General features: G+C 48.0%; 19 protein-coding genes. 14 read left to right on the top strand and 5 right to left on the bottom strand.

The genetic code is table 11. The features are described from left to right. Positions 1-13 precede the first annotated feature (13 nt). The 4 genes from RJ32_RS13310 to RJ32_RS13295 all read left to right on the top strand — a co-directional run bounded on the left by RJ32_RS13310 (position 14) and on the right by RJ32_RS13295 (position 6,615). Positions 14-2,161, top strand: a complete 2,148-nt coding sequence (locus RJ32_RS13310; protein ID WP_034822866.1) for a TonB-dependent siderophore receptor — start codon at positions 14-16, stop codon at positions 2,159-2,161. A 180-nt stretch (positions 2,162-2,341) separates the two neighbouring features. Continuing rightward, positions 2,342-4,507 carry a S46 family peptidase gene (locus tag RJ32_RS13305; protein WP_034822864.1) on the top strand — a complete coding sequence of 722 codons (2,166 nt, stop codon included), beginning with the start codon at positions 2,342-2,344 and terminating at the stop codon, positions 4,505-4,507. 134 nt (positions 4,508-4,641) lie between these two features. Then, positions 4,642-5,478 carry a putative RNA methyltransferase gene (locus RJ32_RS13300; RefSeq protein WP_034822862.1) on the top strand — a complete coding sequence of 279 codons (837 nt, stop codon included), beginning with the start codon at positions 4,642-4,644 and terminating at the stop codon, positions 5,476-5,478. Between the two features lie 3 nt (positions 5,479-5,481). Continuing rightward, positions 5,482-6,615: a GNAT family N-acetyltransferase gene (locus RJ32_RS13295; protein WP_034822860.1), complete on the top strand. Its 1,134-nt coding sequence runs from the start codon at positions 5,482-5,484 to the stop codon at positions 6,613-6,615. Here RJ32_RS13295 and RJ32_RS13290 read toward each other — a convergent pair. Next, entirely contained in the window at positions 6,612-8,387 is a 1,776-nt protein-coding gene (locus RJ32_RS13290) for an SLC13 family permease (RefSeq protein WP_034822858.1), read from the bottom strand. The two genes, RJ32_RS13295 and RJ32_RS13290, sit on opposite strands and share 4 nt — an antisense overlap. Before the next feature lie 187 nt (positions 8,388-8,574). Here RJ32_RS13290 and RJ32_RS13285 point away from each other — a divergent pair, with 187 nt between their 5' ends. Beyond that, entirely contained in the window at positions 8,575-9,576 is a 1,002-nt protein-coding gene (locus RJ32_RS13285; protein ID WP_034822937.1) for a lyase, read from the top strand. 5 nt (positions 9,577-9,581) lie between these two features. Here the strand turns inward: RJ32_RS13285 and RJ32_RS13280 are convergent, their stop codons facing one another. Then, positions 9,582-10,412 carry a DUF4198 domain-containing protein gene (locus RJ32_RS13280; protein WP_034822856.1) on the bottom strand — a complete coding sequence of 277 codons (831 nt, stop codon included), beginning with the start codon at positions 10,410-10,412 and terminating at the stop codon, positions 9,582-9,584. Between the two features lie 2 nt (positions 10,413-10,414). After that, on the bottom strand, positions 10,415-11,482 hold the full coding sequence (locus RJ32_RS13275; RefSeq protein ID WP_034822854.1) for a PepSY-associated TM helix domain-containing protein: 1,068 nt from the start codon (positions 11,480-11,482) through the stop codon (positions 10,415-10,417). A gap of 143 nt (positions 11,483-11,625) precedes the next feature. Between RJ32_RS13275 and RJ32_RS13270 the strand changes: the two genes are divergently transcribed. The 5 genes from RJ32_RS13270 to RJ32_RS13250 all read left to right on the top strand — a co-directional run bounded on the left by RJ32_RS13270 (position 11,626) and on the right by RJ32_RS13250 (position 15,310). Next, positions 11,626-12,408 carry a ferredoxin--NADP reductase gene (locus RJ32_RS13270; protein ID WP_011235725.1) on the top strand — a complete coding sequence of 261 codons (783 nt, stop codon included), beginning with the start codon at positions 11,626-11,628 and terminating at the stop codon, positions 12,406-12,408. Positions 12,409-12,467: 59 nt separating this feature from the next. Beyond that, a complete protein-coding gene (locus tag RJ32_RS13265) occupies positions 12,468-13,307 on the top strand; it encodes a patatin family protein (RefSeq protein WP_034822852.1) in 840 nt (279 codons plus the stop codon). Beyond that, on the top strand, positions 13,264-13,854 hold the full coding sequence (locus RJ32_RS13260; RefSeq protein WP_034822851.1) for a uracil-DNA glycosylase family protein: 591 nt from the start codon (positions 13,264-13,266) through the stop codon (positions 13,852-13,854). Before RJ32_RS13265 ends, RJ32_RS13260 begins: the two co-directional genes overlap by 44 nt. Before the next feature lie 65 nt (positions 13,855-13,919). Next, positions 13,920-14,636, top strand: a complete 717-nt coding sequence (locus tag RJ32_RS13255) for a PepSY domain-containing protein (protein WP_034822850.1) — start codon at positions 13,920-13,922, stop codon at positions 14,634-14,636. Further along, on the top strand, positions 14,633-15,310 hold the full coding sequence (locus tag RJ32_RS13250; protein WP_034822849.1) for a PepSY domain-containing protein: 678 nt from the start codon (positions 14,633-14,635) through the stop codon (positions 15,308-15,310). The genes RJ32_RS13255 and RJ32_RS13250 overlap by 4 nt, the downstream gene beginning before the upstream one ends. 9 nt (positions 15,311-15,319) lie before the next feature. Here the strand turns inward: RJ32_RS13250 and RJ32_RS13245 are convergent, their stop codons facing one another. Continuing rightward, complete coding sequence (locus RJ32_RS13245; RefSeq protein ID WP_034822848.1) at positions 15,320-15,781, bottom strand: isoprenylcysteine carboxylmethyltransferase family protein; 462 nt, start codon at positions 15,779-15,781, stop codon at positions 15,320-15,322. A 36-nt stretch (positions 15,782-15,817) separates the two neighbouring features. Between RJ32_RS13245 and RJ32_RS13240 the strand changes: the two genes are divergently transcribed. From RJ32_RS13240 to RJ32_RS13225, 4 genes are all read left to right on the top strand, one after another. Beyond that, positions 15,818-16,357, top strand: a complete 540-nt coding sequence (locus tag RJ32_RS13240) for a DUF1415 domain-containing protein (RefSeq protein WP_034822847.1) — start codon at positions 15,818-15,820, stop codon at positions 16,355-16,357. Between the two features lie 90 nt (positions 16,358-16,447). Then, positions 16,448-17,836: a diguanylate cyclase gene (locus RJ32_RS13235; protein WP_034822846.1), complete on the top strand. Its 1,389-nt coding sequence runs from the start codon at positions 16,448-16,450 to the stop codon at positions 17,834-17,836. Positions 17,837-18,051: 215 nt separating this feature from the next. After that, positions 18,052-18,261 carry a cold-shock protein gene (locus RJ32_RS13230; protein ID WP_011235717.1) on the top strand — a complete coding sequence of 70 codons (210 nt, stop codon included), beginning with the start codon at positions 18,052-18,054 and terminating at the stop codon, positions 18,259-18,261. Positions 18,262-18,391: 130 nt separating this feature from the next. Then, positions 18,392-19,051, top strand: a complete 660-nt coding sequence (locus RJ32_RS13225; protein ID WP_227016385.1) for an SDR family oxidoreductase — start codon at positions 18,392-18,394, stop codon at positions 19,049-19,051. Here the strand turns inward: RJ32_RS13225 and RJ32_RS13220 are convergent. Then, positions 19,025-19,882: a LysR family transcriptional regulator gene (locus tag RJ32_RS13220; protein ID WP_034822844.1), complete on the bottom strand. Its 858-nt coding sequence runs from the start codon at positions 19,880-19,882 to the stop codon at positions 19,025-19,027. The genes RJ32_RS13225 and RJ32_RS13220 overlap by 27 nt on opposite strands. Positions 19,883-19,933 lie beyond the last annotated feature (51 nt).

Raw genomic sequence — 19,933 nt, 5'->3', positions numbered from 1 at the left:
CGGGAGACAATTCATGAAGGCATTTGCCAGCAATTTAATAGCAACAGCGGTAGCATCCGTGCTGTTTAGCTCCGCTGCTGTGGCAGCACAAAACGAAGGTTCTGCTGAAGAAAACAAAGAAAAGGCAGGAACGCAGGAAAAGATTTTTGAACACATTAAAGTTACAGGCAGTTCATTAGATCAGGCAACAACAGCTACTGGGTTACCGTTAACACTGCGTCAGACACCGCAGTCTATCTCAATAATTGACCGCACCTTTATTGACAGCTTCTCGCTTGATACAGTTGCCGATGTTATGCAGTTCGCGCCGGGTATTCAGGCGCAACAGGCGGAAACGGACCGATTTTTCTTCCGTGCCCGTGGCCGCGATGTAACCAACTTCCAGTTTGACGGTGTACCTATTGCGTACAACAGCTTCTTTAGCGAGGCACTGGCAGACTCCGTTATTTTTGAACGCGTTGAAATTGTGCGTGGCGCGACAGGTTTGTTAACTGGTGCAGGCGAACCTTCTGCTGCTATTAACCTTATTCGTAAGCGCCCTAAAGCGGAAGATGGTGGTTACGCCAGCCTGGGAATTGGCTCGTGGAGTAACTACCGAGTAGAAGCTGATCACTCTCAAACCTTGTCGGAGGATGGAAACGTAAAAGGGCGTGTCGCGCTAGCTTATGAAGAGGGTGACAGTTACGTTAACTTATCCGAAAAAGAAAACGCTCAAATTTACGCTGTTGTGACTGCTGACTTAACGACTCAAACGCGTTTAACCATGGGCGCTGATTACAGTGAACGTAACCCCAAAGGAAGTATGTGGGGCGCACTGCCTCTGTTTTATGACGACGGTACACAAGCTGACGATTTGCCGGTTAGTACAACAACAGCGTCACCTTGGAATAGATGGGATAGAGAAAGTACCAGTGTATTCGTTCAGTTAGAGCATGCTTTTGATAACGGCTGGGATATTCAACTGGATGTTGAGCGTCGTGAAGATGATATGGACGGATATCTGTTGTATTTCTCCGGTTTTCCAAACAAAGACACCGGACAAGGCTTAGGAACATCGCCGAATCATTATGTTGCTGAACGTGAGCAAACTTCATATCGCTTTTTGGCGTCAGGTCCTTTCGAGCTATTTGGTCGTGAGCACCAATTAACCGCCGGTGCTTTGAGCTCTGAACAAAATGTTGATTCTGTTTCTTATAGCAGTGCTGATGCCATAGACGTTCCTAGTTTGTTTGACTGGGGGAATGGGGTCGATCCCATTAACTTTAGCGACACTCCCGCTTATGGAACGTATGAATCATATAAGCAAAAAGGAATATACGCTGCGGCACAATTGAGTTTAACGGATGACTTAACTGCCATTTTAGGTAATAGAATCACAACCTATGACACTTTTGTACAGTCACCCTGGTCGCCAAGCGATTATAAAAACTCAGGCGTTAACACCCCTTATTTCGGGCTGGTTTATGATGTCACAGACGTCATTTCAACTTATGCCAGCTACACGGAGATTTTTAAACCTCAAAGCGCGCGAAATGCAGAAAATGAACTCATCGGTCCGGTGGAAGGTTCAAACGCAGAATTGGGCGTTAAAGGCGACTTCTTTAATGAAGCTTTAACAGCCAGTGTTGCCGTCTTTAAAGTGAAAGAAGATAACCTAGCGATTAATGACCCCGATAACCCGGATTTCCTACCAGGCACGACTATCCAGCCGTCTATCGGAGTTGATGGTGCCGAAAGTGAAGGTTATGAGTTTGAGTTAAATGGTAAGCCAACCGATTCACTGAATATTTTCTTCAGTTATACGCACAACGAGTCGGAAGATCGTGATGGTTCAGACTATGCGCCTTATTTACCCGAAGACATGGTGAAAGCCAGCGTACTTTATACTGCCACAGATGAATTGAAAGTCGGTGTGAACGCCAACTGGCAGAGCAAAATATCGTCTAACCCGAATATAGGCCCAAATGGCGAAACCTTTATTCAGGACGGCTACACCGTTGTGAATGCCATGGCTAACTATAAGTTAAGCCAAAACTGGGATCTGAGCTTTAACGTCAACAACCTGTTTGATAAAAAGTACTATTCCAGCATCGACTTTTATAATCAGGGCTTTTTCGGTGCTCCGCGCAATGTGGAACTGAGTGTTAAATACGCTTGGTAAAAACAGCAAGCTTTACTTGTAAGAGGCTGTGCTTTTGCACGGCCTTTTTTGTGCCTAAATTTTGACACTGTTATTTTGTAACATTACTTGTCTGATTATTGACAAGTTTCGGCAAGACTATAACTATAGCTTTTATCAGAGTTTATTGTTCCCTCCCTAACAATTAACAGAAGAGATACTATGAAAAAGTTATTGATTGCTTTGTCTGTAGTCAGCTGTTTTGCGGCAGCCGACGAAGGTATGTGGATGCCCAAACAGTTACCGGAAATTGCCGATAAGCTGAAGGCGGCAGGTCTGACTATTGACCCTAATGATATTTCTAAATTAACCGAGTTCCCCGCTGCTGCCATTGTCAGCCTGGGTGGTTGCTCGGCCTCGTTTGTGTCACCAGACGGGTTAGTAGCAACTAACCATCATTGTGCTTACAACAGCATTGCTCATAACTCGACGCCAGACAACGATTTGCTCGCTAATGGCTTTTTAGCCAAAGACTTAAGTGCAGAAGTACCGGCGGCACCGGGCAGCCGCATTTTTGTGACTAAAGCGGTCGATGAAGTCACTAATAAGGTGATTGATGCCAAGGTAACCGAGTTAACGGGCAAAGCGCGTCTGGACGCGATAGAAGATAACCAGAAAGCTTTGGTAGCAGAGTGTGAAGAGGACGAAGGGCATCGTTGCACGGTAGCTGCATACTACGGCAGCCTCGAGTATTACCTTATTAAGCAACTGGAAATTAAGGACGTTCGCTTAGTCCATGCACCGGCAAGCGGCGTGGGGAAATTTGGTGGCGACACCGATAACTGGATGTGGCCACGTCATACTGGCGACTACAGCTTTTTACGCGCTTATGTCAGCCCGGAAGGTGAGTCAGCGGATTACAGTGAGGACAACGTACCTTATAAACCGGATTACCACTTAACGATAGCCAGTGAAGGCCTGGAAGAAGGTGACTTTGTTATGGCCCTGGGTTATCCGGGCCGCACGAACCGCCACCGCCTGCCGTCTGAAGTAAAAGAAACCTTTGAATGGAGCTATCCTAAAACAGTTGAACAGTTTCAGGATTCACTGGACATTATTGCCCGGGAAACAGCCGACGATAAAGATGCGGAGCTCAAGTACGCCAGCCGTGTTGCTGGCCTGAACAATTACCTGAAAAACCGTCAGGGTATGCTGGACAGCTTTGCGAACAGCGACTTGCTGGAACGTAAGCAACAGGAACATAAAGAGCTGACTGAGTGGGTAAACAGCGACCGTACGAAAAAAGCGTTGTATGCCGATGGGCTTAATACCATTGATACGTTGCTACAGCAGCGCCATAAGAAAAGTCGTGCTGATTACCAGCTAAATAATGCAACGCCGCGTTTGCTTTCTGTTGCCCGCGCTGTTCACCGTTTGGCTCAGGAAGGCACCAAGCCTGATGCAGAGCGTAAAGCCGGTTATCAGGAGCGTGATGTTCCGCGCTTTGAGTCGTATTTAGCGGGTATGGATCGCAATTTTGACGCTAAGGTTGAGAAGGCATTAGATCTGCACAATCTGAGCAGCTACATGGCACAGCCTAAGTCAGAGCGCGATGCCGCTTTCGATAAAGCTATGGGTCTGCGTGATGGCATGAGCAAGGACGAGTTAAGCGCGTTAATTGATGGTTGGTATGAAAGCACTAGCTTACTTGACCGAGATAACCGTATGGCGTTGTTGGAATTTGACCCGGAACAGTTTGAGCAAAGCGAAGACCCGTTCGTCAAAGCCGCTGTCGCACTTTATCCTTCCGATTTAGAAGATGAGAAAAAGAGCGAAGAGCTTTCCGGTAAAATTCAGCAAGCCTACGCTGACTACATGCGCGCAAAAATTGCCTTTATGCAAAGTAAAGGAGAGGCGGTGTACCCTGATGCGAACAGCACGCTGAGAATTACTTACGGTAACGTTGCAGGCCGCGACCATGGTACCGAAGACGGTAATGCCTGGGCACCTTTTACTACCTTGCGTGGTGTAACAGAAAAAGCCACTGGTGAAGGGGAGTTTAATGCGCCGGAAGAACAACTGAAGGCGATTGAAGCGGGTGACTTCGGTCCTTATGAGAAAGTGGATTTAAATTCTGTACCTGTGAACTACCTTGCCACTTTGGATATTACCGGTGGTAATTCAGGTTCTGCGGTTTTAAACCATAAAGGCGAGTTTGTCGGCCTGGCTTTTGACGGCACGCTGGATTCCATTATTTCCGATTGGGATTTCAACCTGGAGAACACCCGTTCTATTCAGGTGGATACTCGCTACATGCTGTGGCAGATGGAATACGTTGACCATGCGGATAATCTGCTGAAAGAGCTGGGTGTTAGTACAAGCCAGTAGTTATTATTTAACGTATTAGCTATAGCAAAACCACCATCGTTAATTTTTAGCGGTGGTGGTTTTTTTGTTGTGCTGGCAGAAGGCGAGCAGGAAGAATAAGATGGTCGCAAAATAGCGTTGTAAAAGTAGATGGTATGCCAATAACAAAAATATCTGCCTTACGTTGCCCGATAGAGCACTCACCTTTGCAGTTGGTGGGTGGCAGCTGGCGTTGTGAAAATGGTCATAGCTATGATGTGGCTAAACAGGGCTACGTGAATTTGTTGCCGGTGCAGAATAAGCGCTCGAAAGACCCGGGCGACAGCAAAGCTATGGTGCAGGCACGGCGGGAGTTTCTGGATCAGGGGTACTACCAACCCCTGGCTCAGGTTCTGGCCGATACAGTGTTCGCACAGGGCGAGCAGGCGGTGCTCGATGCCGGTTGCGGCGAAGGCTACTACCTACGTTACCTGGTTGAGCAGGCGGAACAAAACAGTACTGATTTAAGCATGGCCGCTCTGGATATTTCAAAATGGGCAGTGCAGGCTGCGGCAAAACGCGATAAACGCATGAGCTGGATGGTTGCCTCCAATAACTCTATTCCACTGGACGATAACAGTGTCGATACCATTTTGTGCGTATTTGGCTTCCCTGTTGAAGCCGAATTTAAGCGGATTCTAAAGCCCGGCGGACGGCTGATTATGGTAGACCCGGCTGGTGATCACCTAAAAGAGCTAAAAGCCATTATTTATTCTGAGATAAAAAGTAAAAATGAGACCTTACCGATAACCGCCTCCGAATTTGAACTGATTTCCGAACAACGAGAGACTTTTCCGGTATCACTGACATCGAATGAAGCCATAAAAGATTTACTGACTATGACTCCGCACCTATACCGCAGCAGCGCCGAAGGCCGTGAACGCGCCGAAGCTATGAGCTTTTTACAGCTCACCGCTGATGTCTGGGTGCGGGTTTTTACTTTGAGCGCCTAACGCATGCGAGCAGTTATTCACGCAACAATCACCACTGTAGCTAAAAACGACTGGGATCGCCTATTCGGGAACCATTATCCTTTTACGCGCTATGATTTTCTGCTGGCGCTTGAGCAGGGTGGCAGTCTTGGGCTGCAGCGCGGCTGGTTGCCGCAATATGCTGTTGTTTATGATGATAATGACACCATGGTTGCGGCTATGCCGTGGTTTAAGAAAACGCATTCCTATGGTGAGTATCTGTTCGACTGGGCCTTCGCCGAAGCCTTTGAGCGCTATGGTTTTCAATATTACCCCAAGCTGATTAACGCCATACCTTTTACCCCATGTCAGGGACCGCGTTTGGCTATTAGCGAGGGTGTTAACCGCGGCGAAATGTTGTCCATTATTGAGTCGGAGTTGTTAAAGCAACATGACGTCAGTAACTTGCAGAGTTTGTACGTTGAACCTGACTTGAGCCATGCTTTCGCCGACGAAGGTTGGTGGCAGCGTTTTGATATCCAGTTTCTCTGGCAGAACCGGGACTACGGCAGCTTTGATGATTTTTTAGCGGCTCTGGTGTCGCGTAAGCGTAAGACGATTCGCAAAGAGCGGCAGAAAGTATCAGAACAAAATGTGCAAATGGGAACCCTGCAGGGTAATGAGTTAACTGCGGGGTTTTGGCAGCAATTTACTCTGTTCTACCAGCGTACTTATTTAAAACGTTCGGGGCATGGCGGCTATTTAACCCCTGCTACCTTCAAGCTCTGGGCTGAACATTTAGCCGATTATATTGTGGTATTCGCTGCCTACAAAGACGACAACCTGCTGGCTGCTTCTTTGTGTTTTAAAGGAGAAGATACACTTTACGGACGCTACTGGGGCTGCCGGGAAGAGCTTGAATTTCTGCACTTTGAAGCCTGTTATTATCAGGGAATTGAGTTTTGCATAAACCACGGGCTACAGTATTTTGACGCGGGCGCTCAGGGTGAGCACAAATTGCATCGTGGTTTTGAGCCTGTTCTGCGCGAAGGCTTTTACCGTTTTATGGAGGCGCCTCTTAGCGACGCCATTGAGCAGTATTGTCAGGATGAACGCAGTGCGTTACGCGAACACCTGAAAACACTGCAAACCTATCTGCCTTATAAAATCAGCGATTAATACAACGGCCATACCAGCAGTATCATGACCAGCGCAACCGCCGAAACCAGCAGGGACAACGGTAGTCCAAGCCGCCAGTAGTCGCTAAAATTGTAACCCCCCGGGCCCATAACCAATATATTCGACTGGTGGCCTATCGGGGTTAAGAAAGGCACAGCGGCACCAATAGCAACCGCCATTAAAAACGGATCCATACTGGCGCCGAAGCTGCTGGCCATACTGATGCCAATAGGCGCCATCAATACGGCCGCGGCGGCGTTGTTAACTATGTTCGACAGCAGCATCGTAACTATTAGCAGTAAGCCCACGGCAACAAAATCGGGTGACCCCTGACTCACATAAAGCACCGCGTTGGCAATGGTATCGGCAGCACCGCTGCGCTCCAGCGCAGACCCCAGTGGAATTGTCGCTCCCAGCAAGACAATAATAGGCCAGTCTATGGCGTCATAGAGTTCCCGAAGAGGCAGAATATTGGTAATAACCATAAGGCCGGCCGCAAGAGAGAACGCAACCGGCACTGAGATAAAGCCGAGTGCTGCTGCCAGAATCGCTGCCGAGAATATCCCCAGTGGCTGAATCAGTTGTTTTGGTGAGCCCAGTCGCAAGCTACGTTGAGCTAGAGGGAAGCAGCCAAAGCGCTGAAATACGTCATTAAGCACTTCAGCGTCGCCCTGCAGTAATAAAACATCACCCGGCTTAAAGCGAATATTCGCCAGTTTTGTTCCCAGCTTTTGGCCCTCGCGGGCAACGCCCAGTACATTAATACCGTAGCGGCTGCGTAATTTTATGTCGCCAGCCGAGCGGCCGATAAGGCGTGAATCGTGCCCGACAATCCCTTCAATAACGGTAATGTCGTCGGACTTTAAAAAGCGCTCGTCAATTTCTTCCTCGGCGTTAAGCTCAAGCCCTGTTCCGTCAATAACTTGCTGAATGGTCTCCGCGTTGGCTTCAACTATTAATACATCCTCAGGTTTCAATCGCAAGTATCGGGCCGGTGCAGACCAGCGCTTTTCGCCACGTTGTAGTGCAACAATTACAAAGTCCTCTTCGCTACGGTTTTCCAGCTCATAGAGAGTTTCACCAACAAAGTTAGAGCCTTCAGGTACATAGAGTTCGGTCAGGTAGCTACTGACATCGTAAAGTGACTGCGATTTGGATTTCCCAGCTTTTTCTGGCACCAACCAGTGACTTAGCAGCCACATAAAGAGTAAGCCCGCGATGGCGATGCTGAGACCAACCGGAGTAAATTCAAAAATACCGAAAGACTCACCCATAGCCTCGCGACGAATATCGGCAATAATAATGTTCGGCGGCGTACCCACCATAGTAATAGTGCCCCCCAGTAAGGAGCCAAAGGCCATAGGCATTAACACTTTGGAGGGGTTATTGCCACTGCTGCGGGCGAGTTGAAGGGCGACTGGTATCATTATCGCCATGGTGCCTGTATTGCTGATAAAAGCTGAGCAGATCGTAGTGACTGAGGTCAGGGCTATCATCTGTAACCAGCGTTTATCGCCTATGTTTTTCATAGCCGATGCCAGTGCATCGACAACGCCGGAGCGCCAAAGTGCCTGGCTAATAATCAATACCGCCGCAACAGTAATGACAGCAGCGTTACCAAAACCACTGAACACCTCGGCAGTTGGAACCAGACCAAGAATAGCCGCGGACAATAGCGCCATCATGGCAACCAGGTCGTAACGCCATTTATCTATGACGAAAAGCACCAACATGGCGACTAAGATTACTCCAATAAGCCATTGATCCAGCATGTAACAGGTACCGTTTAGTGTTTAAAGGTTGAAGATTGCACAGTGTTGGGTTTGAAGCAATAGCGTCTATACTGATAAATCAGTTAGTTGCCTGACATCCCATTGTAGTAGTCTGACGTTTACGTCAGGAGCGATATCTCACCTGACATGAATGTCAGGCTACGAAATTATTTACGGAGGCCATAAAATGAAATACTTAAGCTTAACAAGTGCGGTAATTATTGGTCTGGCGGGAATAAGCAGTGCGCCGGCTAACAGCGATGACCACAAAGACAGTGGACTGGCTAAAGCGGAAATTCAGGAGTGGCAGGTTCCCTGGGAGGACTCCCGGCCTCGTGACCCCTGGGTGCACAATAATACGGTCTGGTTCGTGGGTCAGGGAAGTGATTACGCGGCAACATTTAACCCCGAAACCGAAGAGTTTAAACGCTACGATCTACCCGATGGAGCGGGTCCGCATACTGTTATTGTCGATGATCGTGGCGCTTGGTACACCGGCAATCTTATGAACCATATTGGCTTAATTGATCCGGTTTCAGGCGACATTAAAAAGTTTGAATTACCCGGAGATGGAATGCGCGACAGCCACACCATGGACTTCACTAGCGATGGCAATATTTGGTTTACGGTGCAGGGCGGTAACCAAATAGGCTTTCTGGAAACAGATGACGGTGAAATAGAACTTTGGGATGTGCCCACGGATTCGGCCCGGCCTTACGGTTTAATTGTTGAAAACGACAAACCCTGGGCAACGCTCTTTGGTACCAATAAGTTGGCGACTGTTGAAAGCGGAAAGCTGCGGGAAATTGAGCTTGAACGGAAAGACAATAGGCCACGCAGGCTTGGTATGACTGACGACGGTACCATCTGGTACGTCGATTATAATAAAGGTTACGTGGGTAGCTACGACCCGGCTAGCGGTGAGAATAAAGACTGGCGGGCACCAGCTGAAGAAAATTCACGGCCTTATGGTATGGCGGTGGATAAACGTAATGACGTCTGGTTTGTAGAGACCGGTGTGCAGCCAAACCGGCTGGTGGGCTTCGATACCGAAACCCACGAGTTTTCAGAGCCAATTGAGCTGGAGAGTAGCGGCGGTACTGTTCGTCATATGTTCTATGATGAAGCGACCGATTCTATTTGGTTCGGTACCGACGCCAACACCCTGGGAGTGGTCCGTCTTCAGTAGCCAGGTTACATAGGCAGAACTTCTAATACGGCAACGTAAGAGCCCTGGCGTTTGGTAGCCGGGGCTTCGCCGTTGTCGTCAGCGTATTCTGCTTCTAACCAGTACATGCCTGGTTCATCCAGAGTGAAGGTGACTTCGCCTTTCTCATTGGTTGTTAACTTGGTTGGTTGTGCCTGGTCACGATAACGCTCACCGCCTTTTACCAAGAAAATTTCAGTTCTCGCTGCTGCGGCACCATCAATATTGAACTTAAAGGTAATGTTTTCACCAGTGTATAAATCGTTCGGGTGGGTCACTGGTTCAAGTTCCAGACCTTTACCTGTTGGACCCAGAGTGTCATAAGTTGGTGCACCAGAGGTAACAAAGGTTTCAACACGACGTGAGCGCTCACTAACTTCTAACTCTTTAGCGTCCTGAGGCACTTCTTTGTAGAAGTCTTCATTGGTTTTTTGCGCACCACGTGGTGGCCAGTATTGGCTTTCACCTTCGTCATCTATCCAGCGCGCAGATAACCCTGAACTGGCTGAATAAATGGTGTAAGTGCCTTCTTTTTCCAGTTCAATATCAAATACCGAGCGGTATTTGCCTTTATGACCATTCTCCAGAGTCACATCGGAGCCATCTGGTGCCATGGCTTTTACGTAATCCAGGCTAAGCGGGTAGTGATCTGGATAAAAAATGCCATTGGCGATAGCGGCATCAAAAGTCACCCATTCGGAATCGCCGGAAACAACGGTGGCGCTGGGTTTAATCCAGACGCGGTGAGCTTCACTGCTGGTGCTGGCAAATAAGGTCAGCACAGCCAGGCTGGTAGTAAGTACAGAAGATAATTTCATGATTAAGGCTCCAGTTTTAATGACACTCGGCCAAGCTCGTGCTCGCCGGTCTCTGAGATGGATATTGGGCTTTCGATAGGTAAAGACAATGGCAGGCGCAGCATTTCGCGACCGCCGACTTCGCGCGCGGCTTCTACATACAAGTAGTACTGGCCGGGCTCAAGTTCCGGTAATTTGGTTAATAACGGCGTTAAATCCACCTTGTGAGTGCCGGGGCGTCGGGTTGCGCCCGATACACCGTCTATAGGCATGTCAGCCATGCGGCCGCTTCGACGCCACCACTGGCGTATGTCTTTAAGCCATTTTTCGCCTTCGCTATCTTTTAGGTTAACGTCGTACCAGACTGCAATGTCAGCAACCCGTTGGTTGCGTTCATTGGCCAGCCATATCGCCAGGTAAGGTGCGTGATATTCGGCGACTGACAGGCGGGGAATTTCGACATTGAGCTCGTTTTCAGCAGCATGTGCTGACCCCATAACGGCGAACAAAGGAATGATGAAACCGGCCAGAACCAGCGGCCAGGTGGACTTGCGCCCTTTACTGTATTTTTTCAAAAGTAATAACCCCGTAATTGTGAATAAAATGCTGGCAATGGCAAATACGTCAATGAAAAGGCTCCAGAGAAAGCCCGTGTTGCGGGCTTTGTGGAGGTCATTGAAATAGGCAATCCAGCCGCGATCGGTGGTTTCAGAGTAAAAAGCACCACTGGTTAAATCGACGCTGAACCAGCTGTCCCCGCCAGGGCGGGGCATGGCGACGTACAATTCGTAGTCACTCCATTCGATTTCGGCATTTGAACTGATGCTGTTTTGCGTCTTATCTTCGTACCAGCGGTGGAAAAAAGTTGGTAGAGCGTCATTCCCTGAAGCATTCGCCAACCGGTCCAATTCCGTTTGTGGGAGAGAGCTTTCATGGCTTTCGACGCTGGGTGCGGATTCTATCCAGCCAGCATGGTTTAGCGCTATACCGGTGACTGAAAACAACAACATGCCAATGAGGCAAACGGCAGAGCTTATCCAATGCCAGTCTTTTAAAGACCACCCTCTGCGGCCACCCGAGCGTCGAGCCATTCACTTTTCTTCCTTTACAAACAACAGTGCATGTATCTTATATAAAAACCGTTCTCATTTTCAATAGTTAATGATAAAAATTCTCATTTAGATTTAGTTTTTTTATGTTATTATGCGCACAAAATCGCCAATGAGGAATTGTTATGAGAAGTATCATTGCGGAAAAAGTGACTCAGGTACGCCACTGGAACGACACCCTGTTTAGCTTTAGAACCACACGCCAACCAAGCTTTACCTTCGAAAACGGTCAGTTTGTAATGATGGGACTGCAACTGGAAGACAAGCCTCTGCTCAGAGCTTACAGCATTGCCAGTGCAAACCATGAAGAAGAGCTTGAGTTCTTCAGTATTAAAGTGCCGGACGGCGCTTTAACGTCGCGCCTGCAACATATCAAGGTGGGTGACGAAGTGGTGTTGTCGACACGCCCTACAGGCACGTTAGTACCCGGGCACTTACTGCCAGGCAAAAACTTGTACTTGCTCAGTACCGGCACCGGTTTAGCGCCTTTTATGAGCGTTATTAAAGACCCCGACATATACGAACAGTACGATAAAGTCGTGTTGGTTCACGGTGTGCGCTGGGTGTCTGAGTTGGCGTATCAAAAAGAAATCTCTGAGATTCTGCCAAATAACGAATACTTTGGTGACTGGGTGCGGGAAAAGCTCATTTATTACCCGACAGTGACCCGCGAGCCATTCCGTGATGAAGCGCATCAGCAACGTATTACCGATTTGCTGGAGTCTGGCACCTTAACCAAAACCATTGGTATGCCAGATCTGAACCCTGAACACGATCGCTTTATGTTGTGCGGTAATGACGCTATGCTTCAAGATCTGATGGTTATTCTCAATGAACGGGGCTTTAGTAAAGCAACATCGCGTAAGCAAGGCAGCTACGTGATTGAGCAGGCCTTTATTGAGAAGTAGAGAGTATTGAAAAATAAAGAGTATTGAGAAGTAGAGAGTATTGAAAAATAAGCAGGTGTATGACCCAGGAGCAAAGTAAAAAAGCACTAGTGGTAGAAGGTGGCGCCATGCGCGGTATCTTCGCCGCTGGTGTGCTGGACGGCTTTCTTGAAACCGGACAAACCAACTTTGATTTTGCAATTGGGGTGTCGGCAGGTTCAACCAACCTGATTGGTTTTCTTGCCGGCGACCACGGACGTAACCGTAAAATTCTCTTGCAGCATGCGCTACAGCCCGAGTTTTTGAACTGGCGACGCTTTTTAAAAGGCGGACATTTTTGCGATGTGAGCTGGCTTTGGCACGCTTCGTTTGAACAAGTACCACTGAATACCCGTCATTACCTGGAGCAGAACCGGCCTTTATACGTTGTAACGACTAATGTCGATACAGGGTTTCCGGTGTATACCCGGGTGACAGCCGATAACTTACACGAACTATTTCCTGCTTCTTGCGCTATTCCGCTGGCTTATCGTGAGTTTCCCGCCGTTGGTGGAGCGCCTATGACGGATGGCGGACTGGGTGACTCTATTCCGGTGATTAAAGCCTATGAAATGGGTGCGCTGGATATAACGGTTATTTTGTCCCGGCCGCGAGGTTTCCGAAAGAAGATAAGACCCCTGCCTAAGTTTACTAAGCGTTTTTTTAAACACCATCCTGCCTTATTTGACGCAGTAGCCCGCCGCTCGGCAGTTTACAATGACGCTATTAACTTTATTGATAACCCTCCTGCGGACTGTAAAATGACCGTTCTGGCTCCGCCGGAGGATTTTCCGGTAGGACGTTTCACTCAGGATAAAAAGCTGCTGGAGCAAGGTTATGAAATGGGAAGAGCCGCCGCATTGGCAACAAATTCTGCGTGATGTCCGTGCCTGTGCCTTATGTGAACCAGAGCTGCCGCTTGGTGCCCGCCCCGTTGTTCAGTTGCACCCTAAAGCCAGAATTCTAGTTGCCGGACAAGCCCCCGGAAAGCGCGTTCATGCCTCCGGTAAGCCTTTCGATGACCCCAGTGGCGACAGGCTTCGTCAGTGGATGGGCATTGATAAAGACACTTTTTACAATGCCGAAGAACTGGCTATTATTCCTATGGGCTTTTGTTATCCGGGCACTGGTAAGTCCGGTGACTTGCCGCCCCGCCCCGAATGCGCGCCCACCTGGCGCGAGCAAATACTGCAACAGCTACCCAATTTAGAATTAACACTGGCTATTGGTCAATACGCGCAACAGTGGCATTTGCAGGAACCTAAGCGAAGCCTGACCGAACGTGTCAGAGACTGGCGAAGTTACTGGCCGCAGTTATTACCATTACCTCATCCGAGCCCCCGCAACAATATCTGGATGAAGCGTAACCCATGGTTTGAAACTGAGGTTATTCCGGAATTAAGACAAAGAGTGAAAGAACTGCTTTGACTTTTACAGGGCAAGTCGATAATTTTAGGGGCTTAACTTAAACGCGGCGGGCACGGATAACCCTGATGAAATTACGACAATGGCGCATCTGGCACCGCTGGTTATCTCTTCTTTTTGGCCTGCAGTTAGTGGTATGGAGCATTAGTGGCGCCTATATGGTGTTCTTTGATTTAAGCTTCATTCACGGCGACCATCTGGTGAAAAAGCTTGAACAACCTATAGCTGATAACGCGTTAACTTCGCCGGTAAGCTGGGTATTAGAGCAACATCCGCAAGCCACCTCGGTGCGTCTTATGCGCCAGTGGGTAAAGGGCTCTTTGCAGACGGTTTATCGCGTTGAAAGCCAAACCGGTACGCAATTACTGAACGCCGAATCTTTGGAGCCGGTCACACTTGATCGCATGGATATTGGCTATATTGCGCGTCAACACTACACCGGTAACGAAGAGACAAAAGCCCAGGTTAGCTATATCGAAGATCGGCCGCCGGGTGAACTTAACCCCGCTTTGTTACCCGTATGGCGAGTAGACTTTAATGATTTGGCCGGTGCTACCTTGTACTTCTCGGCGACAACCGGGGAGCTGGTAACCAAACGACATAACTTCTGGCGACTGTTCGACTTTTTCTGGATGCTTCACATAATGGATTACCAAGACCGAGTGGATATTGAAACCTGGTGGTTAAAGGCGTTTAGCATAGCGAATATACTTTTTGTGATAACAGGCATGGCTCTGCTTTACTTCCATTTCCGGCCGCGTAGAAAAAGCAGGCGAGCTGCATGAGGTATGTGCGTAAACTGCATCGCTGGCTGAGTCTGGTTATTTTTATACAAGTGCTTATCTGGCTGGTCAGTGGCTTGTACTTCGGCTGGGTGGGCCACCAGAGTCTGGCCGCTCATGACTACTTTCAAAGCGCTCCTAAAGCGCCTGTCGGGTCTGTTTTTTACCCTGAAAACGCCCTAATTGAGCGCTTCGATAACATTAAAAGTGTGGAAATACGCTCAATTTCGGAAACGGCTCAGTACCTGGTTCTGACAGTTGATGGCTCCAGACATTATGTGAATGCCCAGACCGGCGAGCGCTGGCAAACATCCGCGCCGCTGGCCGCAAAACTGGCACGACAAAGCTATAACGGACCAGGCTCGGTCAAAGAAGTACAGGCTGTAACGGGCAGTGACGAAATTATTGACTGGAACAAGCCCGGTTACAGAGTCACTTTTACCGATGACATTCACACACGAGTGTATGTTGATGCTGCCTCGGGTGAAGTGGTCGATCACCGCAATAACAATTGGTGGCTAAGTGACTGGATGTTTCGTTTACACTTTATGGATTACAGTGGCGAGCGCGACTTTAACAGCTTACTGAACATTATTGCTGCTACCATCGCGCTATGGTTTAGTTTGTCAGGCTTAATTTTACTCGGTCGCAGCTTAAAACACCGGCAGTTATTCTAAAGCTGCCAGTTACCACCAGCGCCCGGTTCTACGACAATAGCTTTTGTAAGTTTCACCAAAAGTTTCGGTTAACATACGTTCTTCCGGCAGAATTTGAAAGCGGTGCATATAGGCGACATACAACGCCAGCCCCCAGAAAGAAAAGACACTTTCCAGAAAAACGCCCCAGGCCATAAGCAAAAAGAAAAAGCCTAAATACATGGGGTTACGCGTTCGTTGGTATATTCCGGTAGTGACAAGTTTGGTGCTTTTGTTCGGAGCGCGGGGGTCTACCGTAGTTTGTGCTCTGCGAAACCCAATAACGCCTAACAAGGGCAGCAAGACTCCTAATACCAATAGAAAAATAGCTGCGGCGCGCTGGCCGACATAAAATTGGTTAAAGACCTGCGTATAGTGAGCCGTTAACCACATTAAACCGGCGACTATGGCAACAACCAGCAAAGGTGGTATTTTGAGTTCAAGTGATTTCATGGCAAAGTGGCGCCCCTTTTAGCGAAGACAAGAAATATGACGACCGATACCCACCAGATTATTGAGCAAACCCGGCACTGGGTGCAACAGCTGATTGTAAAGTACAACATCTGCCCTTTTGCACGCCGCGAAGTTGAGCGCAAGAGTATTCGCTATAGTGTAGCCGAAAATCGCAAGCCACAAGCTGTTTTACAGCAGCTGCTGGATGAAGCTAAACACCTGGATACCACACCTGAAACCGAAACCACGCTGCTTATTCTGCCGTCGGGGTTTGAAGGGTTTTACGAATTTCTGAATTTGGTTGATGTTGCCGATGCTTTGCTTGTTGAGGAAGGTTACGAGGGTGTGTATCAGCTGGCGCACTTTCACCCCGACTACTGCTTTGAGGGCGAACCTCAGGACGACCCGGCAAATTACACCAACCGTGCCCCCTATCCAACCTTACATTTACTGCGTGAGGCCAGTATTGAAGAGGCTCTGAGAGATTATGACGACCCTGAATCGATTCCTGAGCGCAATATCGAATTTGCCCGACGTAAAGGCGCTGGATTTTTCAAAGCAATCTTGCCAGTCTAGAATGTGAGTTGTTGCTACACTATTAGTTAGTAGTAATATCACATTAATTAGTATTGCTTGCTCTGTCGAACCATAAAGTGATGAGGCGTCATGACAAAACATCATATTACTCATAGAATTATTGAACAGCTACCCACTATGGTGGCTTATGTCGACAGAGACCGGCTTTTTCGCTATGTAAATACGTCGTATGCGGCGTTCTTTGACCTGACCCCGCAGGAAATGCTGGGCAAGCCGTTAACCGATGTACTTAGCGAAGAGTCTCATCAACGCATAAAGCCCAATCATGACCATATTTTTGCCACCGGCGAGAAAATGGAGTTTTCCGATTCTGTCACTTTTCGTAATGGGCATAAATGCTTCTTAGATATTCGTTATCTTCCTGAATTTGATGAGCAAGACAAGGTTACTGGTATCTACGTGCTTGTCGAAGATGTCAGTGACTATTACGCATCGGTTGATGTTATGCGCACGATTCATGAAGTTATTCATAAGCGTGGGCGGCGCATTGACCCGGCTTCTATTGATGAACTATTAAAAGTGGGCGTTGACTATTTAGGTGTTGATATCGGAACTGCCAGCTCCATTCAAAACGGCACATATACCATTGAGTGGGTGCAAACAGCGAAGCTGGATTTTTCCGCCGGAGTGCAACTACCGCTGGCAACCACCTATTGTTCGGTTGTGCTTAAGGCTAACCATCTTATTTATACCAATGACGCATCACGAGATTCACGGTTTAAAGAGCACGCGAGTTATCAAACTTATGGTTTGGAGACTTATATAGGTACGCCACTTATTATTAATGACCAGGTGTGGGGAGTTCTGGGTTTTGCTCGTAAAAACAAAAGGGCTGAGCCTTTTACTGAACTTGAAATTGAAATGGTGCGAATGATGGGCACCGCGCTGGAAACGGTTATTGCGGAACAGAAAATTCGTTCCGATTTAATCCGTCAGCGCGACGATATGGCACTAATTGCTTATACCGATGCACTAACCGGGTTAAAAAATCGCTCAGCTGGCATGGAAATACTTGAACAGAGCCTGGTTCGTCAACATGGCGGGCAGGGGTTTGTCGTTTCGGTTATCGACTTTGACCACTTTAAAACCATTAATGATACCTATGGCCACGATATTGGTGACAAAGTATTAATTGCAGGCTCTGAAGCTATGTCAGCGGCGGTTCGTAGCAGTGACAGTGTGGTTAGAGTGGGTGGCGAAGAGTTTATGGTGGTACTTGCTTATGCCGACCATGAAAGTGCCGTACAGGTATTGGAAAGGGTGCGAGCGACCGTTGAGGAAACGGTAGTTACCCTGGATTCAGGCGAAATCATTAATCCGACGGTAAGTGTCGGTGCGTCAGAAAGCCACCCCGATGACGATGTTTCCAGTATCTACAGAAGAGCGGATCAGGCGCTGTATAAGGCTAAGCGAGAAGGTCGTAACCGTGTTGTCTGGGCCAGTGAAAGCGATTTTTAAACTTATTATGAAAATAACTTGGTAAATGGTTTGACTCGCAGTGTAATAAGCGTAGACTGCGAGGGGTCGGATAGATAGAAAGACAGTTAGTTAAAAAACTCCACTTCGTTGACCTATTATTATTAATACCATCGTCCTGTAGTTCTAAGTTCTTATTATTACCCGCACCATCGGTCTAAATGACCACATACTTAAAAGTTACAGGAAGATATATTATGTCAGAGAAAATTACTGGTTCAGTAAAATGGTTTAACGAAGCAAAAGGCTTCGGTTTCATCGAACGTGAAAACGGCGCAGACGTTTTCGCACATTTCAGCGCTATTTCTAGCGACGGTTTCAAAACCTTAACTGAAGGCCAGCGCGTTGAGTTCGCAGTAACTCAAGGCCCTAAAGGTCCTCAGGCTGAAAACATCGTAGCGCTTTAATTACGCGCCTCGAAGTCTAAAAGGGCAACCCTCGGGTTGCCTTTTTTTGTGCCTGTAAATCGGTGTAAATGAGCGATCTAAACTAAGCTTTTGTTACGTAAACTCAGACACGAAACACTCATGGAGGTCGATGATGAAAGTAGCAGTGATAGGCGCAAATGGAAAAATTGGTCAGCATTTAGTTGAACAGATGCAACACGCAAAAAAACATGAAGTGATTGCAGTAGTGCGTAAGGAAGAGCAGCAAAAAGCCTGGGAAGGCCGCGGAGTAACGGCCAAATTGGGTGATTTAGAAGGCCCCGTCGCAAAATTGGAAGAGCTGCTTCAGGGCGTTGATGCCGTGGTATTTACGGCAGGTTCTGGTGGAAGCTCTGGTGACGACAAAACCTTATTAGTCGACCTGGACGGTGCAGTGAAAACCATGGAAGCAGCGGAATCTGTGGGCGTAAAACGTTTTGTTATGGTCAGTGCCTGGCAGTCGAACAACCGTGAAAACTGGGCTGAAGCTCTGCTTCCTTACTATGCCGCCAAGCATTATGCAGACCGCGAGTTAATGCGCACCAAACTTAACTGGACCATTGTGCGTCCGGGAGCATTAACCGACGAAGAAGCCACCGGTAAAGTGGTTGTTGGTGAATCGTTGGCACCGGGTTCGATCCCGCGTGAGGATGTTGCCAGTGTGCTGCGCCGCTGCCTGGATGAAAGCGGCACTGAAATGAGAGCCTTTGATCTAATGGCTGGCGAAAGCGAAGTTGATCATTCGTTACAGTCGATGAAAGAAATGGCTTAGCACCTCAATAGTCCGTTCAGTTTTCGCCGGTATGTTGTCTTTAATAGGCAGCACGGCGTGTACGCTGTACGGACTGCCTTCCCATTCTGGTAACAAACGCAGTAAGCGCCCACTCTCAATGTAATGTTTAATTTCTGGCTCCGGAAGTAGCGCATAACCAACACCATCTAGCGTCAACTGGACTACCGTCTGCATGTTGTTCAGCAGCACCTTAGGCTTGGGGAAATCCTTGTTGGGTAAGCTGGGTATGTGCCCAATAAAACAACCTTCGGGTAAATCTTTAAAGCTTTTTATCGAGTTTTTAGCCGCAGGATGCTCAGCAGCAATACAAGGGATCAGGTGCCAGTCAGCCAAATGCCTGGCGTATAAGGTTGAATCGGCTAGCGGACCAATGCGAATTGCCAAATCTGCCCCCGAGGTAATGAGGTCAATAGGCTCATCGGTCATATGCAGTTGAAAGCTCACGTTAGTAAACTCTTGCTGCAGCTGTTTTAAAGGTTCGCTTAGCAAACCTCCGCCAAAACCCACGGGCGCAATTATTTTTATTTGCCCTTGCGGCTGATTCGTTAGCTGGTCCCAACGTTCCTGGTTTTTCGCTGCAATAGCCAGCATATCGAGGCACGATTGATAAAAAACCTGACCGGCTTCGGTAAGTGAAAGGGAACGGGTATTACGGTGAAAAAGCGAAATTCCGTTGTCGTTTTCCAGTCGCTGCAGCTGTTGGCTAATAGCGGACACTGTCATATGCAGTTCATTTGCAGCAGCACTCATGCTGTTGAGTTCTACCGTACGGGTAAAAGCTTTTAATGATCGAATCATTTTCGGATTCATGTGTTAAGTCCTGCTAAAGAAGCTTTCAATATTTTTGTAATTGCTGATTCC

Origin of the sequence: Idiomarina sp. 28-8 (assembly GCF_000320945.2) — a bacterium.
GTDB classification, from domain to species: Bacteria; Pseudomonadota; Gammaproteobacteria; order Enterobacterales; family Alteromonadaceae; genus Idiomarina; species Idiomarina loihiensis.
Note: the sequence above shows the minus strand (reverse complement) of the source record. Positions and strands in the feature narration are given on the sequence as shown.